Genomic DNA, 25,858 nt, shown 5'->3' on the forward strand with positions numbered 1-25,858 from the left:
GCACCGTCCCTCCGCGCCCTCCCCGCCGCCCCGGCCGGGAGGGCGCACCCCTTCCCCCTGAAGCGGAGAGACCTTCATGGACGCCCTGCACCCCCACGGCATGCCCAAATCCGCAGCCGAGACCGAGGCCCGCCGGCTCATCGCGGACTGGGCACAGCAGCCCGACCAGCAGCCGGTCCGGCACTTCCCGACGGCCTACCGGGACACCACCCCGCTACCCGCCTACGGCACTACCCCGCCCGTCCCGCAGCCCGACCACCGCATCGTGCCCGCCTGGGCGGCCGGAATCGCCGTCGCCTCCATCGGTGTCGGTGCCGGCGTCACCGGCATCGGCTGCGGAGCCTGGCTGGTCCTCCAAGGTCTGGCCTCCGTCACCCTCACCAGCGTCCTGCTGGTCACCGCCCCGTTCGCCGGGCTCGCCATGGTCACCACCGCCGTCGCCGGTGCCGTCGGCAGGATCCGGGCCGCCGTCACCACCCACGTCTACGAGGGCCCGGTCACCCACCACACCGAGATCACCAACACCAGCCACCAGCAGGGCTGGTTCACCCGCACCCGCAACGACATCAGCTGACCCCGCGGCCGCACCTGGCCGCCTCTGCCCTGCACGTCACCACCATCCCAAGGAGCACCCGCCACATGCCCGCCGACAAGCCCCTCAACGGCCAGCACCGACCGACCAGCACCCACACCCCGCCGCCCGCCAGGCCCGACCGCCGCCCCCTCGCGCGGCTGCGCACCGCCTGGGGCACCGCGTGGAAGGACAGCGGATTCCTCCACCAGCGGGCGGCAGAGGTGCGCCGCTTCTGGCGCACCGGATGGGACGACGCCGCCGTCTGGATCAAAACCCTCGCCCTGATCGCCGGGGCCAGCATCGTCGTGCTGATCGTGGGCACGGCCGCCGACATCGTCACCACCGTCCTGGGCAAACTGTCCGCCGCCCCGGACTTGGACGTCACCGACATCGACGGCGTCGATGGCGGCGGTCTGTGGGGCACCGTCGACCACCCGGTCCGCGCCTACCTCACCGACCAGGCCGCCCACCTCACCGTCACCCCCGCCGCCCTCTACCGCGCCTGGCAGACAGCCGGCCTCATCGCTCTGGTCGCCGGGTTCTTCGGCTCCGCGGGCGCCCGCCTGACCTGGCTGCTGTGGGGCGCCGCCAGCGTCGTCATGGTCTGGTCCGCCTCCCCCGACGGCGGCCGCGCCGCCGCGACCGGCCTGGCCGCCCTCATGTGGGCCCTGGCCAGCATCGTCGCCCTGCACGGCCTGACCCTGCGCCCCGTCATCCACCACCACCCGCCGCGCTGGCAGTTCAGCCCCAACGTCCACGTCCACGCCGCCCCCATCCCCTCGACCAAAAGCCCCGACGACACCCCCAGCAGCACCGTCATCCGCCCACGCCAGCACTGATCTCCGGCCGCTCCGTCTGGTCCTCGCCCGATCCCGCTCCTTCGCGGGGCCGAGCGAGGACCGGGCAGGCCGACCGGCCGCCAGCACCACCCCGCGCCCCGCCCACGCACCCCGCTACCCGCACCGCCCCCGCCGGCTGCCTGGCGGCCGGTCTGCTCCGTGCGGGTCAGTTCTGCCGCTTGCGCCGCCACCTCGCGCCGGCCTCTCGAGCCCGGTCGTTCCAGTGGTCCCGGACCCATCCCCACAACAGCGCCACCGGCGCTCCGACCAGAGCGGCCAGGAACGAGTGGTCCCATGACATGCCGTCACGCCTGTACCGGAACATCAGCACAAGCAGCGCATAGACGCCGATGCCGAGTAAGAAAACCTTCAACGGTTTCGAGAGACTCATGCCGTGCGGATACCCGGCGTCCACCGATACACCGGGCACATCCTTCGTGCCGCAGAGCCTCCCGCCAGAACAGCAGCCGTCCTGTCTTTCCTGTCCCGAGCCCTCTCCGCCGACACGGTGGGGAGGGCGTCCTCGCATCTGCCCCGAACTCTGCACTGGCCGTTCAGCCCCACGTCCGCGCCGTCCTACTGCGAGCGACAGCCCAGCAGCACCATCCGCCCGCGCCAGCACTGATCTCCGGCCGCTCCGTGGGTCCTCGCCCGACCCCGCTCCCTCGCGGGGCCGAATGAGGATCGGGCAGGCCGCCCGGGCCGCCAGCGTGCAGGTAGCCGCGCACCGGGCGAACCATCCGGAAGGGCTGCACCTCACCGGTCGGGCCTCCTCACCGGCACGGTGGCGGATGACGAGCTGGCAGGCCTTGATCTCCTTGTCCGACAAAGGCGTGTCCTGGATGGCCCGATGGCGCGCAGGGTGCTGAAGTGCGCCTCGACCGAGGCCGCCGGGTGGCCGTGGTCGCCGAGGTCGGAGAGGTAGGAGAGGTAGGACAGCACCGCGTTGGGCTCCTCCTCGGCTGCGCGGCACGGCGTTGGTGAGCTTGCGGGCGGCCGAGGCCGAGATCCGCTCGCCGGCGGCGGAGACGATGTCCGGCTCGGCTCGGTGCCGGCGGCGGACGGCCTGACCGTGGCCGGGCCCGGCGGGAACGAGGTCGGTCGACGTCATGACTGCTGGAGCTCCCGGCAGTGGGCGGTGGGCTGTCGGTCGGTCTGGGCCACGTCAGAACCTTTCCCATGCTGCTGTCGTGCAGTTGTCGCACAGCGAGCCCGGGAAGTCGGCAGGCAGGAGCAGGCCGCAACTGCCCTCGCAGGCGTGCAGCTCGGTGTCGGTGTGGTCGGTCCCGCATCCCAGGCAAAGCCGGACGGTGTCCGGCACCGCCTCGACGGTGGCTGCCTCCAGCACCAGCGCCTCCTCGTCACAGGTCGGGCAGACCTGGACCGGGCGCAGTCCCTCGACCCGGTCGTCGGGTGTCTGGCCGCGCACGATCCAGGCGTAGTCGAGCGCCGCCCCGGCCGGGTCCTGCCAGGCCAGCAGGCAGAAGCGGCACGCCGGTTGCCCCCCGCCTGCGACGAGGGCGGGCTGCGCGCACTCCGGGCATTCCACGGTGACAGCCGTGAGCGGGGCCAGGCCGGCGCGGATGTCCTTGGTGCGCTTGTCCACGTAGGCGGTGATCCCGCGCAGCTGTGACCGCACCACGTTCATGGTCGTCTCCGCCGCAGCGGTGTCGGCCGCGTCCAGACCGGGCAGCAGCTCCGCGTCGAGGAAGATCAGCAGGAAGTCGAGCACGGCGGCGGCGCGGGACTCGATGGCGGCGGCGTTCGTGGTCAGGCCCCAGTGGGCCAGCGCGTTGCGGTCGCGGGCCAGCCTCTTGACCGCGGCGACGCCCTTGGGAGGCAGCTTCACTTCGGCGATCTTTTGGAGGCGCCCCATGGCCTCGGCCAAGGTGCAAGAGAGGAAGTCGCCTCTGGCGAAGGCGGCACGGGTGGCGCCGTCGGGCTTGGCGACCACCAGCGCCCAGTGCTCCTGCTGGAGCCTGGCCTTGAGTAGGGTCTCGGTGGCGTCCTGAAGGCTGCGCACCGCGTACTTCAGGTCCCGCGGGGTGGGGTCCACGCCCGGGGCCGTCGCGAGCCGGTTGGTGACGTCGACCAGGTAGTCCAGGCCGTTCTCGACCGGGGGGAAGCGGAGCTCGGGTCGCTGCGGCGCAGCGCTCACGCTTCGTCCTTCGGCCAGGCCGTGCGCCCCGTGCTCGGCGGGGTCTTCCCCGTCATCTTCTCCCCCGCTGCTCTCGGGCCGTCCTGGCCAAGTCCTCGCGTGAGCCGGAGACCTGCGGACGCTGCTTGTCGTGTCCAGGTCGGTCTCTGATTCCGGTTAAGCAGAGGGTATGCCGAGACAGCCGTCGAAAGCGCCTGCCACCTCGCCCACTCCCTGCGGCCTGAGAGTTAGAGCCCCGACGGCCGCGGACTATGCTCTGGGTGCGATCGACACCCTCGCCGGGGCGCTGTCCGCGCTCGAACCGGACGTCGCGGCAGCCCTCGCGCCAGTGGCGGCCGCCAACACCAATGCACAGGGCCGGAGTGATCGGCGCTACGGCCCTTCTGAATCTCTGCCGCTTTCAAACCTGGCCGCCGTCGGGCACAGCCGCGAGGGCATGTCACCCCATAGCCCGGGCAGCTCAGCACGGGCAAGGACCGCGACGGCCTGGACCACCTCCGAGTTGACGGGAAGCATGCGGTGAGCGGCGGCGCGGTGGCGGGCAGAGGGCCCGGACGACGGGGTGGGGGCGATGCCGCAGGCCCCGTCATCCCGCAGGATCTCGGCACGGTGGGGCCCGGTGTCGTGCAGGGCGCTGGCGGCGGAGGGTGGGTGAGAGGTCAGCCGACGATGTCGACGCCGAAGCCGCGGGCCAAGGCGGTCAGTTGGTGGTCATATCCCTGGCCGACCGCTCGTACACGCCATCCCGGACCACGCCGGTAGACCTCGGCGAGCAGCAGCGTTCGTTCGGTGGTCGCGGCGTCCAGGGTGGCCGTTGCCACGGCTCGCGTGCCGGTTCCCTGGGCGACGGTGATCTCGATGGCTCCGGCCTGGGCGAATGTCGCGGGTCCGTCGATGGCAGCGGCGATGACGATTTTACGGACGGCGTCGTGAAGAGAGGTCAGGTCCGCTGTGATGGCTTGTTCACTGGGACCGTCGGTGGTCAGGCGCACGGTCGCGTCGGGTCGTTCGGGCGCGCTGTAGAAGATGAAGTCCTCGTCGCAGGAGACCTGTTCGTCCTCGTCGAGAACGAACGCGACCACGTCGATCTCGCAGCTGATCTGATGGCCCCAGCTTGCAGTGACCGTCCACGTTCCGGCGCCGTCGTGTGCGGCCGGCAGGTCGATAACGCCACCGCGGGGAAGGATCTGGACATCGACCGGGTCGGTCGTCTCCACGTCTCGGGCGTTGCCCGATGGCGACGTGAGCGTGGTGAGCCAGTCGGCGTCGTGGACCGGCAGGTCGCGTGCCGTGATGTGGGGCATGCGGCGGTCCCCGGCCCCGTCGGCCAAGAGGATCACATCCGTGACGCCGGCGGAGAGATTGACGGCGGCGGCTCCGCCCAGCTCCGCGATGCGGGTGCGCAGCGCCGAAGCGTGGTCGTGGGGACCGCCCAGCACCAGGATCCGGCGCCCGGACAGCGGTGCGGCAGTGGCTGGGCGGTCGGTGCGCCGCTGGACGGGTATGGACGGTGCCGGCGGCACCGGGTTCGCGTGAGCGGTACCGGCCTGCACGCCGGCGAGCAGGCCGAGAAAGGCATCCTCCGTAATCACCGGCACGCCCGCACTTCGTGCGGCACGGAACTTGGCGCTGTCGGAGTCGGTCTCGTCGGTGACCAGCACGCTGGTGTGACGGCTGACCGAGCCCACCACGTTCAACCCTGCCTCGACGGAGCGCGCGACGAGTTCCTCCCGGGCGGTGCGCGTGTCACCGGTGAAGGCGACCTTCATGCCCTGCACCAACGGTGCGCCGGGAACGAGCCGACCGGGGTTACGGTGCACGCAGGGGGTCTTCGGCACCCTGGGCGGATACCCCGACCCTTGCTTGGGCGGGCACGCCACCAGCGGGAGGGAAAGGCCCAGCTCCCCCGCTGCGGCCAGCGAGCCGCGCAGGATCCCGGCGAGTACACGAGCGTCGTCCAGGGCATCGTGCGCCCGCTGCTGGGGCACTTTGTAGTGGGCGGCCAGGGAGGCCAGCTTCAGGTCGTCGGTGGGCGGCGCGACCCGCCGGTTTAGCGCGAGCGTGCACATCCGTTGCGATACCGGCAGCCACGATCGGGCCCGGGCGAACTCGCGCGCGAGGAACTCGTAGTCGAACTGGGCGTTGTGCGCCACCATCACCCGGCCGGCCAGCAGTGTCCCGATGTGCTCGGCGACCTCCTCGAACACCGGCGCGCCGCGCAGCCGCTCCCTCGTGAGGCCATGGATGTGCACCGGCCCGGGGTCACAGCCCGGATCCAGCAGTGTGGAGAACTCCTCCACCAGCTCCCCGGCCGTGTCCAGTGTCAGCACGGCCACCGAGAGCACCCGGTGCTCGTACGGCCTCAGGCCCGATGTCTCCACGTCCACGACCGCCCACCCGGTAGCTCCGGATACGGCGTTGAACACATCAGCGGCAACCGGCACCCCATTCATGCCGGTCAGCATCCCCTGCCCCGCCCCGCTGCTCAAAATCCTGCGGCTACGGCCTCACCTGCCTGGGCTCGGCCAGCGGTCTCCGCACCGGATCTTCCCGTCCTCGGAACACTGCGCACGCCATGGAGCACCGCGGCCGCGTGGTTCGATCCGGGCTGGGCCCGAGGGGCGCATTGAGAGGGCCTTCGACTGTCCACGCGCCACGTCGGGCGAGTCCGGTTCTCCGGTTCGATGCGGTTCAGGCGCTCACTGCAGGACCTGAGCGGTGCGAGCCGACGAGAGCCAGATGGGGAACTCCTGCAGAAGCCGGTCGTAGAGGAGGTCGTCGCGTACGGTGCGCGGATCACGGCCGGCGTGGAAGAAGCCTGCGTTGTCGACGATGCGATGTCTGGGTACGGCCAGGTCGTCGAGACGGCGGAGAAAGGCGAACTCGTTGTCGTCGGGGTCGCCGAAGCCGATGAACTGCCAGAACAGCGGCAGGCGGGCGGCTTTGCACAGGTAGCGTTCGGCGGCGGACTTGCTGGTGGGCCCGCCGTCGGTCTGGAAGAACACCAGGGCCGGGTCGTCGCTGCCGGAAGCCAGGTAGTGGTCGATGACCTCGTCCATGGCCCAGTGGTAGTTCGTCCGCCCCATGTGGCCAAGGTTCTCGTGCAGTTTGCTGATGCGGCCACGATGCCCTCCGAGCCTGAGGTCGGTGGATCCGTCGACGTCGGTGGAGAAGAACACCACCGGTACCGTGCCGTCGTCATCGAGGTGCGCGGACAGGGAGAGGACCTGTTCACCGAGATGCTGCATGGTGCCGTCTTTGTAGTAGGGCCGCATCGAGCCTGAACGGTCCAACACGAGATACACAGCAGCACGCACCCCCTCGAGACCGTGCGCGCGCACGCTGGACCCGGCCGCCTTGTACAGGCTCACCAGATCCGGGGCCTGCGCCTGCATCTTGGACAGATTGATTGCCGGGGCCTCGTTCTGAACCCTGCCCATGGTCACCACTCCTGTGTCGCGCAACACCCTCATCTTCTCGGTCGAGGTGACCCACGAAGGAGAGTTCTCCACCGGGTCTGATTGCTGTGCTGTGTGCGCTTTAACTTGCAGGCAACCGGATCATGGGAAAGCGGGGCTGGCGCGTCCGCGGCCCTATGCGTTCGGTCTTGCGTGTCAACGCTGCGGAAGATCCCACGAGAAGTGGGATGGGCCGTGCTTCGTCATAGCCTTGCACAGCGCTTTGACCATCGCTTGCGGGTTCGCTGCCGGAACTGCTCTGTACTCCGTGACCTCCAGTGCGAAAACGAACAGGTCCCGCGCGTGCAGGGCCCCGATGCTGTCGCTGGCCGCTGCGGTGAACAGTGCGTCGAAGGAGGTCACATCGTTGGACGACCAGGCCGACATGAGGCGCAGGGTGAGGGCGCGATCGGGCGGCACCCTTTCGTCCAGGCTTTCCGTCTCGCCGCTCTCCGCAGGCCTTCCGGTGGCGAACTCACTGCCGGTGACCATGGTCACCGAGTCCACGTAGGCGGCGACCGTACGAGCCATGGCCAGCAGGTCCTCAAGTGGCAGTGCCAGTATCGCGCCCAGACGATGTTCGGCTTCGTCGACCTCTCCCAGCGCGGCCTGAGCCACGGCTGCCTGAAGGTAGACCTGCGCCAACTGGTGTTCCTCGGCGACATGCTTCACGTACCGATCCCCTATCGTCGCATCGATGAAGCCGCAGCGAGCGGCAAGGTCCTTTTCGTCCTGGTCGGTCCAGGGCGTGTACGCATTGGGATGGGCCTTGCGTTTCTCCTCCACGGTGGAGGCTTTGGGCAGCTTTGGTGCTGTCTCGGTGGGTTGGATGGGCACGAGGTCGGCAGGGTAGGGGGTGAGTTTAAGTCCTTGGAGCTTCCAGCGGATGGAGTTCGCGCTTCGTCCGAGGTTAGAGGCCAATTGCTGGAGACTGCTGCCTGCGCGGTGGGCGTCCCGCAGATGCTGCTCGGCCTCGGCCGTCCACGCGGCCCCCGGGTGGGCGGCTCGTCTCTTCACGCTGGCCGCAGTGGTGGCCGATGGCCGGGGGCGGGGCGGTTCGGGGGTGGGGCAGGCTCTTGCTGCGGTGATGAGGCGGCCGATGTCGCTGAGGTCGCGGGGCCCAGTTCGCCCGTGAGTTCGCCGTGGATGATGCCGTCGGACGAGTAGACGAGGACGGTCAGTTCCATCCTGCCGTCGTGTGCCGGTTGCGCGGTCAGGCAGTAGCGGCGGTGCGGGTCGCCGAATTCCAGCTTCACCTTGGGCATAGCGGGACGGGGGTGCGGCTGGGTGTCGGGAAACTGATCGGGGCAGGGGGAACCCGGTATGCAGGGGCGAGCAACTCATGTGCGCGCCAGGACGTCGGCACGCTTTCCCCGTTGTCGAGTCGGTGGGAGGTCTGGCTGGCCTTCCTGTCGCAGGCTGCGTAGAGGACGTGCAGCCCCTGGCCGGTGAACAGACCGCTATGTTCCTGTGTTCCGAAGCGGGATGGTCAGGGTGCCCGCACCGGGTAAGGGCTCGAGGACGACGGCGTCCGGGTCGCCATGCCAGGAGTCGTCTTCGTCCCGGAAGGCGTAGATGAGGGTCAATCGTGTCCTTTCACGTGGAGATCGATTCGCCGGGGCGAGCTGTGCCATCCTCGCCCCCCGATAGACGGTCCGCGTCGTGCGCCGGAGCATGTGCCTTCGAAGTCGTAACGTTCGCGTCCTGCGTGGCGAGGAGGCGGTCGAGGACTGCGTCGTGTTCCTGGTATGACGATGCGGCCGCCTGTGTGCATGGCCCAGCTCTGTGCTGCTGTGGGCGGGTGGCAGTGCGCCGATGGGGATGGCTGAAGGTGTGCTTCGCGTTGTGTGGACGATGGTGGCGCCCATGGCCACCAGTTCGGCGCCGTAGAGCTGGTGCACTGTGGCGGCGATCTGCAGGCCTGCGTTGTCGAGGTCGCCGGCATAGTGCAGGGGGACCCCTTGGTCCACGGCGAGTTGGAAGAGGGCGTGGTCGACGGCGCGCAACTGGCCGCTGGTGCAGGCCAGGGGCAGGGTGCTGGCCCGGGCGAGGGCTTCTTCCAGGATCGAGGGATTTTCCACCACCGTGAGGGGTGTGGGTGCCAGGCGCGGTGGCGAGAGGGTGAGGTCGAGGAGGGTCAGGCTCCGGACACCGGTTCACCGCTGCGGCTCCACCGCGCGGCCGTGGCCGGGCAGCCCTGTACGCGCGGCCGGTGCCAGCACCGGCATCGCCTTGCAGCCGACGATGTCGCAGCGCCAGGGCGCATCGACGTACGCGGCCGTCCGCGTGGCTTCAGCGCCCCGCGTCGGCGCACCGTGAGCGACGAGGCCGGCCTCCTGGCCGCGCGAGGACCGCGCATCCACCACCCGCATCCGTCCTACACGCATTCTCTGCAGGCCGCTTCATACGTGATCAGCGGCGGATGTTCAAGCTGCCGCCAGACCCTCAACGTCTAGGCGCTGCAGTCCGATTGGTCACCGCAAAGCGTCGTTGCGTCTACTCCACCGACGGCACAGCCCCGCCGAGGCGAAAGGAGAGCGTTGTCTTCCAGCCACTGCGTGTGGCGTTGTCCGGGACGAAGCGCAGCTGGGCCGGCGGCCACGCGAGGCCTCTACCCGTTGTGCGGGGCGGTCAGCGTATGAAGAAAGTCCTGTGTCCTGTCGTCCGTCGAGTAGAAGCGCGTCCCTCGGGTGCCTCTGGTGGCGAGTACGCGGTAGGTGTTCAGTGCGTACTGCAGGTAGCGGTGGGGCGGGAGGTCGCGCAGCTGGGAGTCGCGGCTTTCCTCGGGGTGGGCGACCCACTGATCGCCCACCCGGACGAGGTCTCCGCCCATGATGACGGCGTTGTAGGCGTATTCCATTCCTTGGGCGGTGTAGATGCAGCCGATCTGGTCGTGGCCGCCGGTGTCGGTGGCCCAGAAGGGGCGGGCTGGTATGTCGGGGTGGTCGATTACGGGATCGTCGGCGCGGGAGTTCCATGGGCGTGCCCAGGTTTGTGGCCCGTTTGGCCCGTCCCAGGGGATTTCTACTTCCGGCAGCAGTGGTGGGGTCGTTGGGGAGTCCCATGGCCAGCAGTAGCCGGCGGTCATCCGTGCGGTCCGGCCGGCGTGGATATGTTCGGCGATCCAGTGCTCGAGCCGTTCGGGGTTGGGTGCGACTGCCAGGTCGTAGTCGGTGCCCTCCCAAACTGGGGCGGTGCCCTGGGGCCGGAAGAGGTGATCGACCCACTGTTGGTAGGCGCGTGAGCCGTTGCAGCGAAACTGGCTGACCAGGTCGATGTGGGCGAAGGAGTATCCGCTGCGCTGTGCGTGCTGTCGGAGCTGGTCGAGTGTGAGGCCTTCTGTCGGCCGTACGATCTGTCGCTCGTCGAGGAACAGCACCGTCACGGCGGCCCGGTCGAGCAGCTTGCCGAGGATCACCGGGAATGCGCCTTGCTGGTGATCGGGGTAGGTGCGGGCGCGGTGGGCCTCGTCCAGGAGGATCACACTGTCGTCGGTGATGTGGGCCGGGATCTTGTCGAGGAAGGTGGCGATAAGGCCTCGGAAGTCTTCGCCGACGGTCCTGCGTAGTTGTCGGGTGAGGGTCCCGGACGGGGACAGCAGTCGTGGATTGCCGTTGGGCTGTCTGCACAGGTCGCCCAGCAGCCGGCAGGCGATGACGGTCTTGCCGGTGCCCGGTCCCCCGGTCACGACGACGATGTTCTTCGTTCCCCGCTCGCGTGCCGCATCCACCGCGTGCAGGACCTCTTGGCGGGCCAGGTCCTGGTCGCCGATGAGGGTAAAGGCGTCGCGGCCCTCGATGACTTCACCTGCCCGCTCCAAGAGCGCCGCCGAGGGGCGGTGTTCGACGTGGAGGAAGCGCTCGATGTCGTCGCGGCCGGTGGGGCTCAGCTCGGCGCAGCCTAGTCGCTGGGCCAGGGCTTGCGGGGATGGTTGCGCAGTGAGATCGTCGCGCCCCAGTACGGGGTACGCGGCCGCCGGGCCGCGAGCGGCTGGTGCACGAAGGGCGGCGACCAGGTCGGCGGGGGCGTCGTGGAGTACTACGGTGCCGCGGGCGGTCAACGGGAAGTCGGCGCGGCTCACCCACTGCTGCAGGTAGTGCACGTAGCCGCCGACCTGACGGGCCGGGTGCTGTACGACGCGTTCTCTCACGCGGACCATTCCGGGCCGGGCGGTGCTGAGTTGGGCGCGCGTCCACTGCTTCAGCTCGATCGCAACGGCACACAGACACCCGTCGGCGTCCCTGCCAAGGACAAGGGCGTCGATGCGCTCTCCCGTGGCGGGCAGCGAGTACTCCAGCAGTAGGTGCAGGTCGTCCAGCCCGGCGATGTGAAGGATCGAGGTGAGGGCCGGCCAGCTGCGACGCCAACTGTGCACCTCCTGCGTGCTGGGTGCCAGCCCGAACACCTTCGTGAAGCGCCGTTCGGCCGCGTTGATGAACGCCTCATCGCCCACACTGCGGGCCGCCTGGGCCACCGTGCCACCGTAGAGATGCATACGCGATCTATATCAACCCCAACTGGCAGGCAGCACGGCGGCATTGCCCAGGCCGGGCGATGATGCTCCTATTGCTGTCAAGCGGCTCGGAGCCAGTCGCGGTAGGCGTGAGCGAGGTCGTCGTCCCTGCTGAGTCCCCTTTCGAGTCTGGAGATGGTGGTGGGCCAGACGCCGAAGTGCTGGGCGACGGTGGTGAGGGTGATGTTCTTGGCCTGCCGCAGAGGCCGTAGGTCGGCTATGCCTGGAATGTTGAGCGTGGTGGTGAGACAGCGGAACATCTCCCGGGCGATGGCCCGCTTCAACATCCGGATAATCTCTTTCTTCGTCCGTCCGGCGGCGACTTGCCGTGTGACGTAGGCGCGAGTTCGGACGTCGCCGGACATACGGACCAGGGCGATGCGGTAGAGCGCGGAGTTGGCGGTCCGGTCCCCGCCCCTGGAGAGGCGGTGGCGGTTGGTTCGGCCGCTGGATGCGGGGACCGGGGCGGCTCCGCACAGAGCCGCGAAGGACGCCTCGGTTCGCATCCGTTCGGGATTGCCGCCCGCGGTGATCAGCAGCTGCGCGGCGGTGTCGGGGCCGACACCGTAGGTCGCCCGCAGGCCGGGGTTGTGTGTGGTGACTTCGGCATCCAGGGCCCGCGTCAGCGTCTCGTGCTCGGCAGTGAGTTCCTTGACGCGGCGGGCGAGGCTTTTCAGCGCGGTCAGGACAGCGGTGTGCAGGGCGTCGCCGGCCGGTCGCAGCCGAGCCAGGGCCTCGGTGCGGTCGGTGCCCTTGAGCTGCCCGTACTTCGAGCGGATCGCCTCCGGAGCGGTGACGAGGACCTGGCCGATCTGGTTGAGCGCGGCGGTGCGGGCCTTGACGGCCGAGCGGGCGGTGTTGTGCAAGGCGCGTATCCCACCGACCGTGTCGTCCTTGGGGGAACTGGTGGCGCGTCCGGACAGGGCGGCGCGTGCGGCGGCGTAGGCGTCGATGGGGTCGGACTTGCCGGTGCGGCGACGTTCGGCCTTGTCGGGGCGGTTGACCTCGATGACCTGGTGTCCGTGAGAGCGGGCAGTCCGGGTGAAGCCGGCCCCGTAGGACGAGGTGCCTTCCACCCCGACCGCGATCACCCGCCCGTGGGCGGTCAGGAAGGCCAGGGCCGCCGCGTATCCGGCGGTGGTGGTGGCGAACTCCGCGTCGGCGAGATGGCCTCCGTTGTCGCTGATGACAGCGACGTGGACGGTGTCGGTGTGGGAGTCGACCCCGCCGAACACATCCTGGTCCACGATGTCCGCCGCACCCTCTGATGTCATGCTGATACAGCCTTCCCAGCCGAAGGTAGGCGCCGGCCGGGTGGCGCAGACAGGACATTGAAGGGGCTTCTGACCAAGCTCCTATCAGGTCATGTTCCGCCCGGCCGGGGCCATGAGAACAGATCCCGGCGGCCGGACAGAACAACGCGAAGACAGTCCAGCAGGGCGTCAGTCAGTGCCCGGGTCACGACCACCGGAACCCGAGTATCAGCATCAATGTCGGTGCCATCTGATACAGCTGGTGCCATGACACTGATCTCCCTGCAGCGGGCACTGGCCCAATTCGCCGTCGAACGCGAGTGGGAGCAGTTCCACACGCCGAAGAATCTGGTGATGGCGTTGGCCGGTGAGAGCGGGGAGCTGGTGGAGATCTTCCAGTGGCTGACACCGGAAGAGTCCGCCCACGTGATGCAGGACGACGAGCGTGCGGTGCAGGTGCGCGAGGAGTTGGCGGATGTCCTGGCCTATCTGCTCAGGCTCGCGGACGTCCTCAACATCGACCTCGAGCATGCTCTGGCTGAGAAGATCGAGAAGAATCGTCACAAGTACCCGGTGCATCTGGCCCGGGGTAAGGCTGACAAGTACACACAGTTGGGGGGATGATCCACGTCATGCGGATCGTGATGCAGCCGGCCCGCCGGTCGGAGAAGGACGTCGACCAGCACTACCAGGACACCATCATCAAGCCCGTGGTCTTCGACGACCACGCCGACATCCTCGACGCATCGACCATCGACGAGCTCAAGCAGCTCTTCCCCGGTGGCGAAGCCCAGATGTGGGGCGTCGTGCCGGGCAAGAAGAACGTCAACGTCTCCCGAATCAACAAGATGCGCCCCGGCAGCTGGGTCTTCTTCACCGGTGACAAGCGTGCCTACTTCGGCGGCACCATCGCCCTGATGTGGCGCAACAAGGAACTCGCCACACGCCTGTGGGGCACGGACCACGCCGGCAGTACCTGGGAGTACATGTACGCCCTCTCCGGCACCCGCGGCTTCGACATTGCCATCGAGGAGATCCGCACCCTGCTCGGCTGGAACCCCAACCGCAACATCATGGGGATCTCCGTCCTCAGCGAGGAGGAGAGTGAAACACTCGAGACCCTGCTGACACTTGATGCCTCAACGGCGGCCCTCGAACCGGTCGATACAGCCGAGGAGGAGGCCGCCGTGGCGGCCTTCGACGGGGACCTGGAGCGCACGGTCCAGCGCGCCCAGCGGGGCGAGCAGGCCGCGCTGAAGAGGCGTCTGCTGCAGGGCTCGACGGGCCAGTGCGCCTTGTGCGGACGTAGCCTGCCGGGCTCCTTCCTGATTGCCGCGCACATCAAGAAGCGCGCGATGTGCAGCGACGACGAGAAGCGCGACCTGGCCAACATCGCCATGCTCGCCTGCACCCTGGGATGCGACGCGGTGTACGAACACGGCTACGTCGCCGTCACGCCTGAAGGCAGCGTCCAGGTAAGCCGGCTGGCCGCCGAGATACCCGAGGTCGAGGCGTACATCCAGGAGAAGTTGGCGGGGCGCATCGTCAGCTGGTGGACGCCGACTCGGGAACCGTACTACCTGTGGCACCGCACGCACACGTTCAAATCCGCACCGCCGCTGTGAGGGGCAGCAGCTGACGCCTGTTCGCCGTGAACCACCCCATCCGGCCGGGCCCCTGTGGCTGCGACGGCTCGGCAACGCTGTTCGGCTACTGCGGAACACGGCGTGCAGACGGGGACCGCGGTACGACGACGGACGGCAGGGGCTTGTAGCCGGTGCTGGGCCTGATGGCCGACGGCCTCGGCTGCTCAGATACGGCGCGCCCGTATGTGAGCTGCTCGGAGCCGTGGTGGGACCTGTGCCCAGCAGGTTGCGCGGAGGCCGCCGCCGACGCGCATCACCTACTCAGGCCGCGCCACTCCCCGGCCGCCCACCGCCCCGCCCGTCCCTTGTTCCCTTTTTCCATCCTGTCCTGGGTTGGGCGGGGGGGGTGTGCAGGGGGGATGTCGGGCTGCCGACAAAGCCCGCGATACCGCGGTGACCTGCATCGATGATGCCCGGGGCTACCGCGGATGGGTACTGTTGTGGGTGGGGTTGTCGGCCCGGTTGTGAGCGGGGTCGGGGGCGGTGTTGTCGCACCGCGACCGTGGTCGGGCCCGGGTGGTCGGTGGTGCAGTCGGGGCCGGCTGGTGCGCTCAGCCGTAGGCGCGGTGCCGCATCAGGGCTGTACCGCAGGGCGTGCGAACGGGAGTTGCCGAGATGACACGGATAGACGTGGATGCCGGCGCCGGGGACCGGGAAGCGTTGGCGGTGCTGGTCCAGTAGTCCCGGCGCCGGAGATGAGGAGCACGCGGACAGGAAGCCACCACGGCGAGAGTGACAATCGGGTGCCCGCACCAAGGCCATCAGGCCATCGGGCCGACGGGCCGGCGGCCCGGCAGGGCGGCGCGTCCGGGCGGGGGGAGGGGGCGGCGGGCGGCTCTCGCCGTGGCCATCACGGCGACGAGGGTAAACAGGGAGAACAGGAGCGCCACCCCGGAGGCGATCAGGCCTCCGAGGAGGTTCTGGGCGTTGGGCACGGTGACGGCGGTGATTGCCAGGGCCGCGTTGACCTGCCGGACCCGGCGGAGCCGTTTACCGGCGTGGACGTGCAGGGGCTCGTGGTCGTCGGGGTGGGTGCGGTCCCGGGTGACGTCCACCAGCACGCCGAGCGAGGCGAGGATGGTGCCGATCACGGACAGCAGCTGGGTGCTGGCGAGCGTCAGGAACAGGGCGAACGCGGCGGCGAGGATACCGAGGGCCGCGGTGATGCGTACGTCCCGGAACTCATGGTCCGGTAGCCGGTAGCCCAGGTCGACCTCGATACGCACCATGCCGTCGTCCTCGCCGCCGTCCTCCGGACGGGCCGCACGGACGTCGAAACGCTGCACGGCGGAGGACTCCCCTTCGCGGTGCACCGGGACGAGTTCCGACTCCGACCGGCCCTCCGCTCCGGCGGCCACCAGCCCGGACGGAGTGACGAACTCCAGCCGGTTGCGCACCTCCCAGGGCAGGGTGAGGGTGAGCGAGACCACGACCCGTCCCCAGCTGATCCGCCGGGTGGTGCAGCTCTCCGGGTAGTTGTAGGTCACCTCAGAGGGCAGCCCCGGGTAGACGTCGAGTACGGCCACGACCGGCGTGTAACGCATCACGTCGGCGATGCGCCGTTGCAGGAAGTCGTCGACGTCGTCCGACTGCCGGGCGCGCAGCAGCAGGTCGTTGAGCTCGTCGGTGCCGCTGTGCCAGCCGAGGGCGCCCAGCCGCCGGGACACCTCGGCGCGCGAGGATCGCCCGGCCGGGTCCTCGCCCGGGCCCAGCAGCCGGTGGACTCCCTGAGCGAGCGCGCGCGTCGTCGCGTTCGCTCCAAGCACGCCCACCGGCCGGCCGCCGCTCTCACTCAGCCGCAGCGCGTCGAGTCGGTCCCCGCGTCCGGGCGGCAGCAGGTCCGCGAGGACCATCGTCCGCCCGGGCCGGTCCTCGGTGGCCAGTTTGGTCATGATCTGGTGATGGGCGAGGGTGCTGGACTCCAGCGACACACGCTGGGTGCGGGACGTGATGATCCTGGACGGCCGGGTGACGTCCTCCAGCAGCCGCAGCTCGCCGCCCAGTACCGGCACACCGCGCGGATCAACCACCGCCGTGGCGTCGGGAACCACCAGCGCGGTCAGCGGGGTAACCGGAGCCGGCCGCTCCGTGTAGTAGACGACCAGATCACGGGCGAGCAGCACGAGACGGACGGCCGCCGGGTCGGAGGGCGTGGTGTAGCGGGCGAGGTGATCGTCCAGCACAGCGATGGTGGAGTGCTCGACTTGGGAGGGCCCGCTCAGGATCTCCGCGACGACCTGGACTATCCCGGCCAGCCGCCGGCCGTCGGGCTCTGCGGACGCGGCCTTCAGTTCGGCGGCGGCACGGCCCGCGGCCTCGGCGTACCCGGCGATCAGGGCGTCGTGCGCGAAGGCCGCGAGCCGTTCCGTCGCCTGTTCCGGACGGCAGGCCGTCAGGTGCCTTATCTCGTGGACGTACCAGGTGAGCCGGTCGGTGCGCAGGGGGTCGAGGCGCTGGTGGAAGTAGTCCGCCGCGATCCGGTGTGCCTGGCGGTACACCGTCGGCCGCTCGTCCCGCATGCGCGCGTGCAGCGCCGTCGCAAGGACGGGCCTGACCCGATGGCGGGACTCGCCGCCGGGCAGGCCGAACCGTACCCGGTCGAGGGCGACGAACGGGGATCTGGTCACCCGCTCCGGCGCCACCTCCACTCCCAGATCGGCCGCGGTGTACGCCACCACGTCCGGGTCGAACCACCGGTGCACGACCAGCGCCTCGATCAGTCGTGCCTCGTCGGTCGGCAGCCGGGCGAAGCGAGCCAGGGCCTCCTGGGCGACGGGTTCCTGGGTCATGGCGTCAGCTGTCCCTGCTGTCCTGGTCGTCGCGGGCGGGCCCGCGCTTCTCGATGTGCTGCCTGAAGAACTCGTCGAGCAGCCCGGGCACACCGCCGTGACGCCGGTGGATCGCCACGGCCTGGTCCCGGAGGTAGGCCAGCCCGAGTTCCTCGATCCACTCCTGAACGGCCGTCACGTCGAACGGCGGCAGTACCAGCGTGTGCACGGCATCGGCGGTGAAAGCCCTTGGCAGCCTGGGCAGTTGTCGGCCGGCCACGAACACGCTGACCTGCCTCCGGGAGAGCAGAGCGGGCAGCAGCGACCGGCCGAGCCAGTTGCGCATCGGCTGGGCGCAGACGTCGAAGCTGTCGAGACAGATCACCGGTCGGCGCGCGCCCTCGATCAGGTTGTCGAGCAAGGCGTCGCTCAGCGAAGCGGTCTCCCTCGCGCGGTCCTTGCTCTCGGAGAGCAGCTGGATGGTGGTGTGCCGTGCCCATACGTTGCGGAAGTCGGCCTGAGTCGACCTGGACTGCTCCGCGAACCGGTCCCGTGCGGTCCGGTAGCTCGGCGCTTCGACGCCCTGCCACTGGGCCAGCGTGGCCAGTAGCTCCAGGACGCCCTCCTCCTCAGGGATGTCCGCCAGGTCGACGTAGTACGCGCTGTCCGCCCGGTGCCGCTGGTAGATCTCGAACAGCAGGGACGACTTCCCGATGTACTCCGGCCCCTCGAAGAACATCGCCTGGCGTTCGCGGTCCGCCCGGGGGTCCCGCTCGGTGACGCTCCGCGCACTCCGAAGCTGCTCGGCACGGTCGATGTGCCGATGTTCGTCTCGCTCCACCGGATGGTCCTAGCGGCCGTCCTCACCGGCTGTCCGCGCGGGCGGGGGCGGATCGGTGGGGCGGGGCAACGGGGAGCCGTCGTCCGGCAGGATCTCGATGACGCTCTCGTCCAAACGGGTCCTCTTGAACGACGTCCTCGCCGACTTCACCATCCGTATGGAGGACTTCTTGGTCCTGAGGCCGTCGGTCTGCATCGTCTGCCCCTTCAGGGGCTTGGACTCCTCGTGGCCCTCGACACCGGCCGTCACGCCCATGCCTCGCACGCTGGCGCTCTTCAGCGTGCCGCGCCGCAGGCCGAAGACGACCAGACCCAGTACGACGACCACGATGATGCCGATGACCACCAGTTCGGTGTTGGTGAAACCGCCCATGGAAACCTTGCCTCCCCCGCCGTCACTCTCCTGACGGACCATGAGTAACGTGCCACAACGGGGCATGTGCGTGCAGGAGTTACGGGAATCTTCCCGCGACCCGGCGGTTCTATGCCGACACTTTGGCGAGTTCCGGGACAGGCTGGGCGCCGAGCGCCCGGTTGTAGCGGTGGAGCAGCAGCTCGGCCATCGCGGGCGGAGGCGATCCACGATCGCCTGCGCTCTGCTCGTGCTCGCCATGGTCGATGCACTTTTCTCTGAGCCTGTAGGAGATCTTCCGCCGCGGCGTCCAGCTCGCCCGCGCCTCCACAGCCATGCCCTGGTGGGCGCCCCGCCGGGCGAAGTCGGTGCAGATCCGGCTGCGCGCTGACGGCTCCAGCCCGCTGCGCTACCGCACAGAAGGCCCGGCCGACGCCCAGCGGCTGCTGATCCATCACCCCGTTCGGACCGGACGTCACCGTCAGCCGGGCCAGGCCGATCGTCGACGAGCCAGCTAAGCACACCGTACGGGCCGAGTTCATCCTGCGTGGCAAGCCCACCGCGCCCTTGCGCGAGGTGCCCCTCACTCCCGACCCGCTGCAGCCGCTCGTCGATGCCGTGGCCGAACTGCGCGCCGAGCTCGGCGAACCTGGCCGAGATACGGCTCGACATCCAGCGCGCCCCCAAGTGGGCGCTGCGGGCGCGCCGCCTGCAGCTGATGGGTAACCGCGCGCCGGCCCGAGCGCCGGGAGGCCCAGCGGGCCGCGCGCTGGCTGCGGCAGGACGCCAGCGGCATCGAGGACTCCCTGGGCTGGCAGCTGCAGCAGCTCCTCAGCGACAAGCCTGCCACGGGGGGCGGACGGCGGCTGGTCATGCCACCGTGCCCCGCCGGGTCGAGCCGGCCGAGGCACTGGGCAAGCTCGCCGACGACGACCACCTGGTCCGGGTCCAGTTGCTCGTGACGTGCGCCTCGAACACCGAGGGCCGCGCCAGGCCCGGCTCGCCCAACTCCAGGCGTTTCGAGCGCCGCTGGAACCTGCGGCATTGCCAGCCGCCCCGCACAACTGGGTCCGGCTGGAAGAGCTGACCGGCCTGCTCAAGCCGCCCACCACCAACTGCCGTCTGCCGGTGCTCGCCGGTGCCCCTCTCCCGCGCGCGGAGGTGTCCCGTTTTATCGTGCACGCTGCTACCGCACCGACCGTCCTCTCCGCGCGAGCAGAGGTGTTCCGCGGCGGATCGTGACCGCGACCGCGATCCGGCGGTCCTCTCCGCGCGAGCGGACGCCCTCTCCGTGTGAGCGGATCCGGCCGGGTGGAGACGCGCAGAGCCATCCCAGCCAAGCCGGGCCGGAACAGACGGGCAGTCGGCGCCACTTCAGCCGGAGGAATTGCCGCACACGCGCCCCGGTAAGGCCAGTTCGGCGGGGCCAGTTCAGAGTGTTCAAGACAGGCCGGGAAACCAAACCGTTCGCACGCCGTCGTCAGACGGTGTGCGGTTCCTGCGTGCGATACGCCGTCACCAGGAGCGTGTCGGCGGCGCGCGGCCCCGGTCCGCCGGGCAGAACCTCGGTAGTGATCCGGGTGAACCCGGCCTCGTCGAGGAGCTTGGTCCACACGTGTTCCCGGAGCACCCAGCGGCGTATGACGGCCGCCGTGCCGTCCGGTGTCTTCCCGCCGATCTCGGTGTGCTGCACGTACGGGTGGGCGGGCGTGCCGCCGAGGTGATGGGCGAGGGTGGAAAAAACCAGCCGTCCACCCGGGCGTAGCGCGCTCGCCGCTGCGGGCAGCAACTCGCGCGGCTCGGTGAAGTCGACGGCGCCGAAGACGCTGTAGAGCACGTCGTAGGTGTCGGTGCTGGCCCTGAGGTGGGCGGGCACGTCACAAAGGGCCAGTCGCAGCCGCGGGGCGAGATGGCCGTACAGGTCGCAGGCCATGGCGTGCTGAGCGGGCGAGGCATCGACGGCGACGATGCCGGCGGGGTGGTGGTGGACAGCCAGGTGGGACGCCTGCCGGGCCGCCCCAGCTCCGAGATCGCCTACACACCGGCCGTCGAGGTCGCCGAGGAGTTCCGCTCCGGGGCCGCTGTCCTGGCCCCAGCTCCAGTGGAATTCGCCGGGCACGGCACGGTCGGTGGTGTGCCGGATGCGGCCGTAGTGGTGCCAGAGGTCTGCGGTGCGAGTCACCCGGCCCATCCTGGCGGGCACCGTCGATCGCGGAGCAGGTTCAGTCGAATCCCACCCGGAATGATCATGCATGCCCCCAGTGGATGCTCTGGGATTGCGCGGTAACCCGGACTGCGGCCTTTTGAACCGTCGGAGTTCCGGCGGCATGCCAGCGGCCCAGATGGTCCTCGATGGCGTCCCAGGGGGGTTGAGGACCGCCCTGCCGGACGATCCAGCGACCATTCTCTTCGTAGAGCGCGGCCCACGATCCGGTCATGGCATCGATCAGGACGTCCTCGTCTTGCTCGCCCTGCCGCAGTTGCATGTGCTGTGCCTGGGGCGCGGCGAACTGTGCGACAAAGCGGCTGGTCCAGTCGGTGAGGACGTCGGCCCCAATGAGGGCTTCGCGTTCGTTGCCGGCACTGAGGTCGGGGAGCAGCCCGATGGGCGGCGGCAGGTGGGGGCGGGCGAGCATGAAGCTGACCTGTCCGCTCAGTACTGGCCCAGATGCAGTGCCGTCTTCGTGGACGGTTAGGCGGACCAGTTCGGATGCGTTGAGCCAGCCGCCGATGGTCGTCAGGATGTGCCCGCCGGGCTGGGTCTGTTCGAGCCAAGTCGCGGGCACGGTGTGTACAGCGCAGGTGGCGATGATCCGGTCGTAGGGTGCGCCGTGCTCGTGGCCAGCAAGACCGTCGCCAGTCAGCAGAGTGGGAAAGGTGCCGAGTCGGCTGAGAGCGTCTCGAGCTTGCTGGGCGACCCCCTCGTCGTATTCGATCGAGCTGACGTGGTCATCGCCCAGGCGCGCGCAGAGCACGGCGGTGGAGTAGCCGGTTCCGGTCCCGATCTCCAGCACGTTCATGTCCGGCTCTACGAGGAGGTCCTCCAGCATGCGCAGTACCAGCGAGGGGAGCGTGCTGGAGCTGGTGGGTTCGCGCATGATCTCGCCGTGGATATTGGCTGGTCTGATCGTGCCAGCGATCTGTGTGACCAAAGATTCGTCGGCGTAACAGGCGGAGAGCCAGCCATCCTGATCCTGAAGTACCGGGGCCCAGGCGGTGGGCGACGTGTGGGGCACTGCGCGGAAGAAGCCAGTGCGCAGGAACTCGTGCCTGGGCACGGCCTCAGCGGCCTTCTTCCACGGGTCCGTGCGCAGAGATCCGACGGCCGTCACGGCGTCGATGAGCCGCCGCAGGAGTGGTTCGTAGTCGCTCACGATTTCCTTTCCAGTAGATCGGTCAGGGCTGCGCACATGGGCAGTCCGGTCTCGTTCTGTAGCCAGTACCACTGGCCGGAGGGGTTGCATTCCAGGAACCACCATTGGCCTTCGGCGTCGAGAGCGAAGTCGAATGCGCCGAAGAGCAGTCCGAAGTGGTCGAGGTAGTCGTGAAGTGCGATCTCGATCTGCTCGGGGGCGGATACGGGGGTGTAGGTCAGGTGGCTGTAGTCGGTGCGCCAGTCCAACAGATCCGAGTCGATCCGGACGCTGAAGGTGTGAGGTCCGATCGCTGTCACGCGGACGTCCGCTGTCTTTGGTACGCGCTGTTGGAAAAGGTGGGCGGTGCCAGACACCCGGTCGTCGATGTCTCCGGCAGCCGCCTCGGCAATCTCGACCGTGCAGGAGACGTCGTCGACGTGATAGGCGGGATTGTGCAAGGGCTTGTAGATCACCGGTCCGTGGCGCTCGATGAAGGTCCTGGCAGCCTCAGGTTGGGAGGTGACGAGAGTAGGCGGAACCTGGAGGCCGACCTGCACCGCAGCGGCGAGGCCGGCCGGTTTGAATTCAGCGTCGCCAATGCGGTGAGGGTGGTTCACATACAGGCAGTCAGGGAGCGAGGCGATCACACCGCCGAGGCCGTATCGGGCTTGTGTGATAGCGAACCGCGCATCCTGATCTTCGAGGTGAGGGAAGGCGAAGCCGGTTGGGCGACGGTAGTAGAGCGCGCGGACGTGGGCCAGCTCGGCACTGCGCGTCGGGGTGCTGATGCGTCCCTGGATGCCGTTTTGAGTGATCTCTGCCTCCACCGACAGCGATGCGGGGAAGTCTCCCGAGTCGAACCGCATGACTGGGACATCCCGGTCGTGGAGCTCGTTGATCACCACGTCGGCTGTGGGGTCATAAAGGCTGGTGACGACCAGCACTGGACGCTGATCGCTCATTGGTCGTTGTCGCTGCCTGTGTCGCTGTCTTGAGTGGAGCCGTTGCCGTCGGGGCTGGTTCCCGTGGCCGGACTGGTGCCAGTGCTGGTGCCGTGGCCGGGCATCTCCATCGCCCGGCCTGAGCCGTCGAAGAATATGGCGGTCTGGGTGACCGGGTTCAGCTCTGCCTGTGCGTATTCGGGAGCCGATGTCGGGTACGGCGCCATGCGGCTGATGCCCCACGGCTTGGGGGTGTTGATGCCCTGCGGGATGGCTACGCTTGTGGGCAGACGGTCTGAATGCACAAACATCGCGTCTCCTATGTGTGTGGCACGGGCACGTAAAGGTCTCGATGCTAGAGGTGGAGGCGGCTCCGCACGGTACGCAGTGCCAGACAGGTGAGCGGGCCGCGCTGCCGGAGCGTTGGGAGGGGCCTGCCCCTGTGTTATGTCTGGCGGATGAACTGGCCTTTTGTTGGTGGCCCGACGTTCGGACCATCGCCTCGCGCTGCTCGCAGCATCTGCTACGGCCGCACCTCCTAGATCCCTGATTAGGCGTCATGTCACTTACCACCCAAGCACCTGTACCCCGGTGGATTCGACGCCAGAGCAATGCAAGAACGATGTAAGTCGGTCCAGGCAAGTGAGCGTTAGCCTAGGCCGGGCATGAAATGAGAAGGAGCGCGGTACCGTTGCCGCACCCTTCCGCTTCGCGGACTCCGGAGCCCGGCATGACCGAACCTCGCAGAGCGCTCCCCAATACCGTGCTGCGTCAGGTGCGCGAGCTGGACTTCCAGATGAGCCGAATGGAGTTCGCCTCGGCGGTCCGCAAGGCTGGCGAGGAGCTGGGCGAGCACGTCGGGTGCCAGACCCGATTAGTGGCAGCCTGGGAAGACGGGGAGGTCGACTGTCCTCGCGCCGTCTACCGGCGGATCCTTACCCAGATGACCGGCCGCAGCATGGCACAACTGGGTTTTCGTACCAGCCCGGCGCCCTCTGCAGCCACGGTGGATACCGTGACCGTGCCACGGGAGGAGAGTGATCCGGTGGAGCGGCGTGACTTCCTGCTCGACGGCGCGGGCGTCGCCCTCGGGCTACCGTTCGGCGCTGACGACACGTATCCGGGAAAGATCGGCGCCACCCACGTACGCGCCGTTACCCGGGCCGTGTCCATGCTGTACGAGCAGGACCACGACCACGGTTCGGCGATGCTGCGGCAGGCCGCCTCACGGGCCCTGCACACCGCTTACCAGTGGTTACAGACCGGAACGTACACGGGGAAGACCGAGCGGAAACTCCGCTCGGCGGTCGGCGCTCTGTCGATCGCCGCCGGATGGTTGTCGTACGACTCCGGCCGCCCGGGTGATGCTCACTCGCTATACGGCGAGGCACTCGCGGCCGCGCGGATCGCCGATGACCCGGAACTGGAGAGCCATGCATTCGGCTGCCTGAGCCTGCTGGCCAAGGCCCAGGGACGGCCGCGTGAGGCGGTCGCCGCCGCGCAGGGTGCGCAGACTGTCGCCCGCCACATCGGTTCCGCCCGGCTGTTGTCCCTGTTCCACATGCGTGAGGCCGGAGGCTGGGCACTCGCTGGTGACGCCAGCGCGACGGATCGGGCGATCGTGAAGTCCCATCGTCTGTATGCCCAGGGGCCCAGCGATGCAGACCCGGCATGGCTGGGCTTCTTCGCACCCGGCGAACTCGCCGGGTTGGAGTCCCTGGCCCGGGCTGATCTCGGACAGCACGAACGCGCCGCGGCCGGGGCCGAGCAGGCAGTCATGCTACACGGGGGGACATTTGCGAGGAATTCTGCTCTGTACACCGCCGACGTAGCCATCCAACATGCCGTGAGGGGCAGGCCCGAGCCGGAGGCCGCCGCCGAGGCCGCAGGCAAGGTCTTGGAATTTCTCCCCGAAGTGCGCTCCGACCGGCTATTGCAAGCGCTTCACAATGTTGCGGGTGCACTCCAGCGGCACAACCGCGTCCCTGCGGTCGCAGACTGGGTCGAGGAGTACCGCACCATCACCGCCACCGCAGGAGGACGGGCGTGAGCACCCCCAGCACCCACACAGACGTCGTGATCCGCACGTACGGACCCGGCCAGGTCGCACCGCTGATCGACACGGTCGCCGACCTCTGGGCCGACGCCCACCCCGAGATCGTGGACACCCCTGGCGCCGCCACTGACGGCCTGTCCGTACCCGCGCTGCGCCGTCAGGTCCTCGGACATGTCCACCACCACAGGGAGGGATTCACACTGGTCGCGGCGTACGCGCACGGCGCCATGGTCGGCTTCGGGTACGCCTTTCCCTGCACGCCGGAGTACTGGTTCGGCAGCGAACTGCTGCCCCAGATCCCTGAACCTGTCCGCGCCGGTCGTCTGATGGGGCTGTGCGAGCTTGCGGTCACCGCAGCCTGGCAGGGCCGGGGCATCGGTACCCGTCTACACGCCGCACTCGTCACATCGATCAACCCGGAGTGGTCCTCTCTGCTGGTACGTCCCGACAACGCCAGTGGGCGCTCGCTGTACGACAGGCTCGGCTACCGGTACGCCGGCCCGTACCGCAACGAAGCCGACGGGCCGGTCTATGACCTTCTGCTCCTCCGGGTTGAATCTGCTGAGGGTTTGCCGGAACCAAGGCGCTGATGTGGCTTGGGAGTTGCCCGGGGCAAGGGGTAGAAGAGCGGACTCCTTCTGCAGCGTGTTGCCAAGCACAGACAGCGCGGGTCCCAGCCCAGGGTCCCTTGCATGATCGAGATTTGTCCGGATTCATACGGTGAGGCCGAGGGCGGTCAGGGATCTGCGGCAGTCGCGGGTGGTGTAGCGGAGGGCGGCGGCGATGTTGGTGCGACCGTCCTGACGGTGGACGCTGATGGCAAGGTTGCGCAGGCCAGCCATGATGCGTGGGAGGCGACCGACGTGGATAGTGGAGTCGTCCTCGTGGAAGGTGCGGTTGCGGACGTGGTGCAGGAGATTTTCAATCTTCCAGTGCCCTCTGATCCAGGCCGCGAGCTGGGGGCCGGTCGCCGTGTCGGGCGGCAGGCTAGTGATCAACATGCACGGCCAGACCGAGACCACCGGAATCGTCAGCATCCGCGGGTCGACGCCATCCCCGCATCTGGCAGCGTCCCGATCGGCCAGCCCCTGCACGGCACAGGAC

25 protein-coding genes are annotated in these 25,858 nt (G+C 68.8%); 7 read left to right on the forward strand and 18 right to left on the reverse strand.

The genetic code is table 11. From position 1 onward, the window contains the following. Positions 1-100 precede the first annotated feature (100 nt). Both QF030_RS00420 and QF030_RS00425 read left to right on the forward strand, forming a co-directional pair. Positions 101-574: a hypothetical protein gene (locus QF030_RS00420; protein WP_373428704.1), complete on the forward strand. Its 474-nt coding sequence runs from the start codon at positions 101-103 to the stop codon at positions 572-574. Between the two features lie 65 nt (positions 575-639). Next, entirely contained in the window at positions 640-1,413 is a 774-nt protein-coding gene (locus QF030_RS00425; protein WP_307160645.1) for a hypothetical protein, read from the forward strand. A gap of 166 nt (positions 1,414-1,579) precedes the next feature. Here QF030_RS00425 and QF030_RS00430 read toward each other — a convergent pair whose 3' ends face one another. The 10 genes from QF030_RS00430 to QF030_RS00475 all read right to left on the reverse strand — a co-directional run bounded on the left by QF030_RS00430 (position 1,580) and on the right by QF030_RS00475 (position 12,816). After that, positions 1,580-1,804, reverse strand: coding sequence for a hypothetical protein (locus QF030_RS00430; protein ID WP_307160646.1), 225 nt, complete (start codon positions 1,802-1,804; stop codon positions 1,580-1,582). 774 nt (positions 1,805-2,578) lie between these two features. Then, entirely contained in the window at positions 2,579-3,571 is a 993-nt protein-coding gene (locus QF030_RS00435) for a hypothetical protein (RefSeq protein WP_307160647.1), read from the reverse strand. Between the two features lie 659 nt (positions 3,572-4,230). Beyond that, positions 4,231-6,024: a DEDDh family exonuclease gene (locus QF030_RS00440; RefSeq protein WP_307160648.1), complete on the reverse strand. Its 1,794-nt coding sequence runs from the start codon at positions 6,022-6,024 to the stop codon at positions 4,231-4,233. Positions 6,025-6,270: 246 nt separating this feature from the next. Next, positions 6,271-7,011 carry a VWA domain-containing protein gene (locus tag QF030_RS00445; protein ID WP_307160935.1) on the reverse strand — a complete coding sequence of 247 codons (741 nt, stop codon included), beginning with the start codon at positions 7,009-7,011 and terminating at the stop codon, positions 6,271-6,273. 174 nt (positions 7,012-7,185) lie between these two features. Beyond that, on the reverse strand, positions 7,186-7,866 hold the full coding sequence (locus QF030_RS00450; protein ID WP_307160649.1) for a hypothetical protein: 681 nt from the start codon (positions 7,864-7,866) through the stop codon (positions 7,186-7,188). 176 nt (positions 7,867-8,042) lie between these two features. Then, a complete protein-coding gene (locus QF030_RS00455) occupies positions 8,043-8,294 on the reverse strand; it encodes a hypothetical protein (RefSeq protein WP_307160650.1) in 252 nt (83 codons plus the stop codon). 195 nt (positions 8,295-8,489) lie between these two features. Then, a complete protein-coding gene (locus tag QF030_RS00460; protein ID WP_307160936.1) occupies positions 8,490-9,170 on the reverse strand; it encodes a DUF2399 domain-containing protein in 681 nt (226 codons plus the stop codon). 15 nt (positions 9,171-9,185) lie between these two features. Further along, positions 9,186-9,395: a hypothetical protein gene (locus QF030_RS00465; protein WP_307160651.1), complete on the reverse strand. Its 210-nt coding sequence runs from the start codon at positions 9,393-9,395 to the stop codon at positions 9,186-9,188. Positions 9,396-9,640: 245 nt separating this feature from the next. Next, the gene (locus QF030_RS00470; protein WP_307160652.1) at positions 9,641-11,524 is read right to left on the reverse strand and encodes a DNA/RNA helicase domain-containing protein; all 1,884 of its coding nucleotides are present in this window, start codon (positions 11,522-11,524) and stop codon (positions 9,641-9,643) included. A gap of 77 nt (positions 11,525-11,601) precedes the next feature. Beyond that, positions 11,602-12,816: an IS110 family transposase gene (locus QF030_RS00475; protein ID WP_307160653.1), complete on the reverse strand. Its 1,215-nt coding sequence runs from the start codon at positions 12,814-12,816 to the stop codon at positions 11,602-11,604. Between the two features lie 246 nt (positions 12,817-13,062). Here QF030_RS00475 and QF030_RS00480 point away from each other — a divergent pair, with 246 nt between their 5' ends. Together QF030_RS00480 and QF030_RS00485 are read left to right on the forward strand one after the other, a co-directional pair. Next, positions 13,063-13,419 carry a nucleotide pyrophosphohydrolase gene (locus tag QF030_RS00480; RefSeq protein WP_307160654.1) on the forward strand — a complete coding sequence of 119 codons (357 nt, stop codon included), beginning with the start codon at positions 13,063-13,065 and terminating at the stop codon, positions 13,417-13,419. Further along, complete coding sequence (locus QF030_RS00485; protein WP_307160655.1) at positions 13,416-14,420, forward strand: hypothetical protein; 1,005 nt, start codon at positions 13,416-13,418, stop codon at positions 14,418-14,420. Before QF030_RS00480 ends, QF030_RS00485 begins: the two co-directional genes overlap by 4 nt. A gap of 782 nt (positions 14,421-15,202) precedes the next feature. Here the strand turns inward: QF030_RS00485 and QF030_RS00490 are convergent. The 3 genes from QF030_RS00490 to QF030_RS00500 are packed head-to-tail and all read right to left on the reverse strand — an operon-like array spanning position 15,203 to position 18,422. Then, entirely contained in the window at positions 15,203-17,230 is a 2,028-nt protein-coding gene (locus QF030_RS00490; RefSeq protein WP_307160656.1) for a hypothetical protein, read from the reverse strand. Positions 17,231-17,234: 4 nt separating this feature from the next. Continuing rightward, the gene (locus QF030_RS00495; protein ID WP_307160657.1) at positions 17,235-18,050 is read right to left on the reverse strand and encodes a hypothetical protein; all 816 of its coding nucleotides are present in this window, start codon (positions 18,048-18,050) and stop codon (positions 17,235-17,237) included. A 9-nt stretch (positions 18,051-18,059) separates the two neighbouring features. Continuing rightward, positions 18,060-18,422, reverse strand: coding sequence for a hypothetical protein (locus QF030_RS00500; RefSeq protein WP_307160658.1), 363 nt, complete (start codon positions 18,420-18,422; stop codon positions 18,060-18,062). 859 nt (positions 18,423-19,281) lie between these two features. On the opposite strand from QF030_RS00500, the gene QF030_RS40375 reads away from it, so the two are divergent. After that, entirely contained in the window at positions 19,282-19,488 is a 207-nt protein-coding gene (locus QF030_RS40375; RefSeq protein ID WP_373428705.1) for a hypothetical protein, read from the forward strand. A gap of 393 nt (positions 19,489-19,881) precedes the next feature. Here the strand turns inward: QF030_RS40375 and QF030_RS00510 are convergent, their stop codons facing one another. Genes QF030_RS00510 through tgmA form a run of 4 tightly spaced genes read right to left on the reverse strand, consistent with a single transcriptional unit; the run spans position 19,882 to position 23,009 of the window. Further along, positions 19,882-20,592, reverse strand: a complete 711-nt coding sequence (locus QF030_RS00510) for a class I SAM-dependent methyltransferase (RefSeq protein WP_373428706.1) — start codon at positions 20,590-20,592, stop codon at positions 19,882-19,884. 55 nt (positions 20,593-20,647) lie between these two features. Then, positions 20,648-21,775 (reverse strand): ATP-grasp peptide maturase system methyltransferase, encoded by a 1,128-nt coding sequence (gene tgmC, locus QF030_RS00515; protein WP_307160660.1) that lies wholly within the window; start codon positions 21,773-21,775, stop codon positions 20,648-20,650. Further along, on the reverse strand, positions 21,772-22,719 hold the full coding sequence (gene tgmB, locus QF030_RS00520) for an ATP-grasp ribosomal peptide maturase (protein ID WP_307160661.1): 948 nt from the start codon (positions 22,717-22,719) through the stop codon (positions 21,772-21,774). The genes tgmC and tgmB overlap by 4 nt, the downstream gene beginning before the upstream one ends. Beyond that, entirely contained in the window at positions 22,716-23,009 is a 294-nt protein-coding gene (gene tgmA / locus QF030_RS00525; RefSeq protein ID WP_307160662.1) for a putative ATP-grasp-modified RiPP, read from the reverse strand. Before tgmA ends, tgmB begins: the two co-directional genes overlap by 4 nt. Before the next feature lie 419 nt (positions 23,010-23,428). On the opposite strand from tgmA, the gene QF030_RS00530 reads away from it, so the two are divergent. Then, positions 23,429-24,748, forward strand: a complete 1,320-nt coding sequence (locus tag QF030_RS00530) for a hypothetical protein (RefSeq protein WP_307160663.1) — start codon at positions 23,429-23,431, stop codon at positions 24,746-24,748. Continuing rightward, on the forward strand, positions 24,745-25,344 hold the full coding sequence (locus QF030_RS00535) for a GNAT family N-acetyltransferase (RefSeq protein WP_307160664.1): 600 nt from the start codon (positions 24,745-24,747) through the stop codon (positions 25,342-25,344). The genes QF030_RS00530 and QF030_RS00535 overlap by 4 nt, the downstream gene beginning before the upstream one ends. A 123-nt stretch (positions 25,345-25,467) precedes the next feature. Here the strand turns inward: QF030_RS00535 and QF030_RS00540 are convergent, their stop codons facing one another. Next, positions 25,468-25,791 (reverse strand): hypothetical protein, encoded by a 324-nt coding sequence (locus QF030_RS00540; RefSeq protein ID WP_307160665.1) that lies wholly within the window; start codon positions 25,789-25,791, stop codon positions 25,468-25,470. Positions 25,792-25,858 lie beyond the last annotated feature (67 nt).

The organism is Streptomyces rishiriensis, from assembly GCF_030815485.1.
Lineage (GTDB): Bacteria > Actinomycetota > Actinomycetes > Streptomycetales > Streptomycetaceae > Streptomyces > Streptomyces rishiriensis_A.

Bases quoted from the DNA above. Each gene is read 5' to 3' on its own strand.
- QF030_RS00455 (WP_307160650.1), bottom strand. From the start codon at position 8,294: ATGCCCAAGGTGAAGCTGGAATTCGGCGACCCGCACCGCCGCTACTGC.
- QF030_RS00445 (WP_307160935.1), bottom strand. From the start codon at position 7,011: ATGGGCAGGGTTCAGAACGAGGCCCCGGCAATCAATCTGTCCAAGATG.
- QF030_RS00540 (WP_307160665.1), bottom strand. From the start codon at position 25,791: ATGCTGACGATTCCGGTGGTCTCGGTCTGGCCGTGCATGTTGATCACT.
- QF030_RS00475 (WP_307160653.1), bottom strand. From the start codon at position 12,816: ATGACATCAGAGGGTGCGGCGGACATCGTGGACCAGGATGTGTTCGGC.
- tgmA (WP_307160662.1), bottom strand. From the start codon at position 23,009: ATGTTTGTGCATTCAGACCGTCTGCCCACAAGCGTAGCCATCCCGCAG.
- QF030_RS00420 (WP_373428704.1), top strand. From the start codon at position 101: ATGCCCAAATCCGCAGCCGAGACCGAGGCCCGCCGGCTCATCGCGGAC.
- QF030_RS00510 (WP_373428706.1), bottom strand. From the start codon at position 20,592: ATGGGCCGGGTGACTCGCACCGCAGACCTCTGGCACCACTACGGCCGC.
- QF030_RS00440 (WP_307160648.1), bottom strand. From the start codon at position 6,024: ATGAATGGGGTGCCGGTTGCCGCTGATGTGTTCAACGCCGTATCCGGA.
- tgmB (WP_307160661.1), bottom strand. From the start codon at position 22,719: ATGAGCGATCAGCGTCCAGTGCTGGTCGTCACCAGCCTTTATGACCCC.
- QF030_RS00485 (WP_307160655.1), top strand. From the start codon at position 13,416: ATGATCCACGTCATGCGGATCGTGATGCAGCCGGCCCGCCGGTCGGAG.
- QF030_RS00430 (WP_307160646.1), bottom strand. From the start codon at position 1,804: ATGAGTCTCTCGAAACCGTTGAAGGTTTTCTTACTCGGCATCGGCGTC.
- QF030_RS00490 (WP_307160656.1), bottom strand. From the start codon at position 17,230: ATGACCCAGGAACCCGTCGCCCAGGAGGCCCTGGCTCGCTTCGCCCGG.
- QF030_RS00425 (WP_307160645.1), top strand. From the start codon at position 640: ATGCCCGCCGACAAGCCCCTCAACGGCCAGCACCGACCGACCAGCACC.
- QF030_RS00530 (WP_307160663.1), top strand. From the start codon at position 23,429: ATGACCGAACCTCGCAGAGCGCTCCCCAATACCGTGCTGCGTCAGGTG.
- QF030_RS00480 (WP_307160654.1), top strand. From the start codon at position 13,063: ATGACACTGATCTCCCTGCAGCGGGCACTGGCCCAATTCGCCGTCGAA.
- QF030_RS00470 (WP_307160652.1), bottom strand. From the start codon at position 11,524: ATGCATCTCTACGGTGGCACGGTGGCCCAGGCGGCCCGCAGTGTGGGC.
- QF030_RS00500 (WP_307160658.1), bottom strand. From the start codon at position 18,422: ATGGGCGGTTTCACCAACACCGAACTGGTGGTCATCGGCATCATCGTG.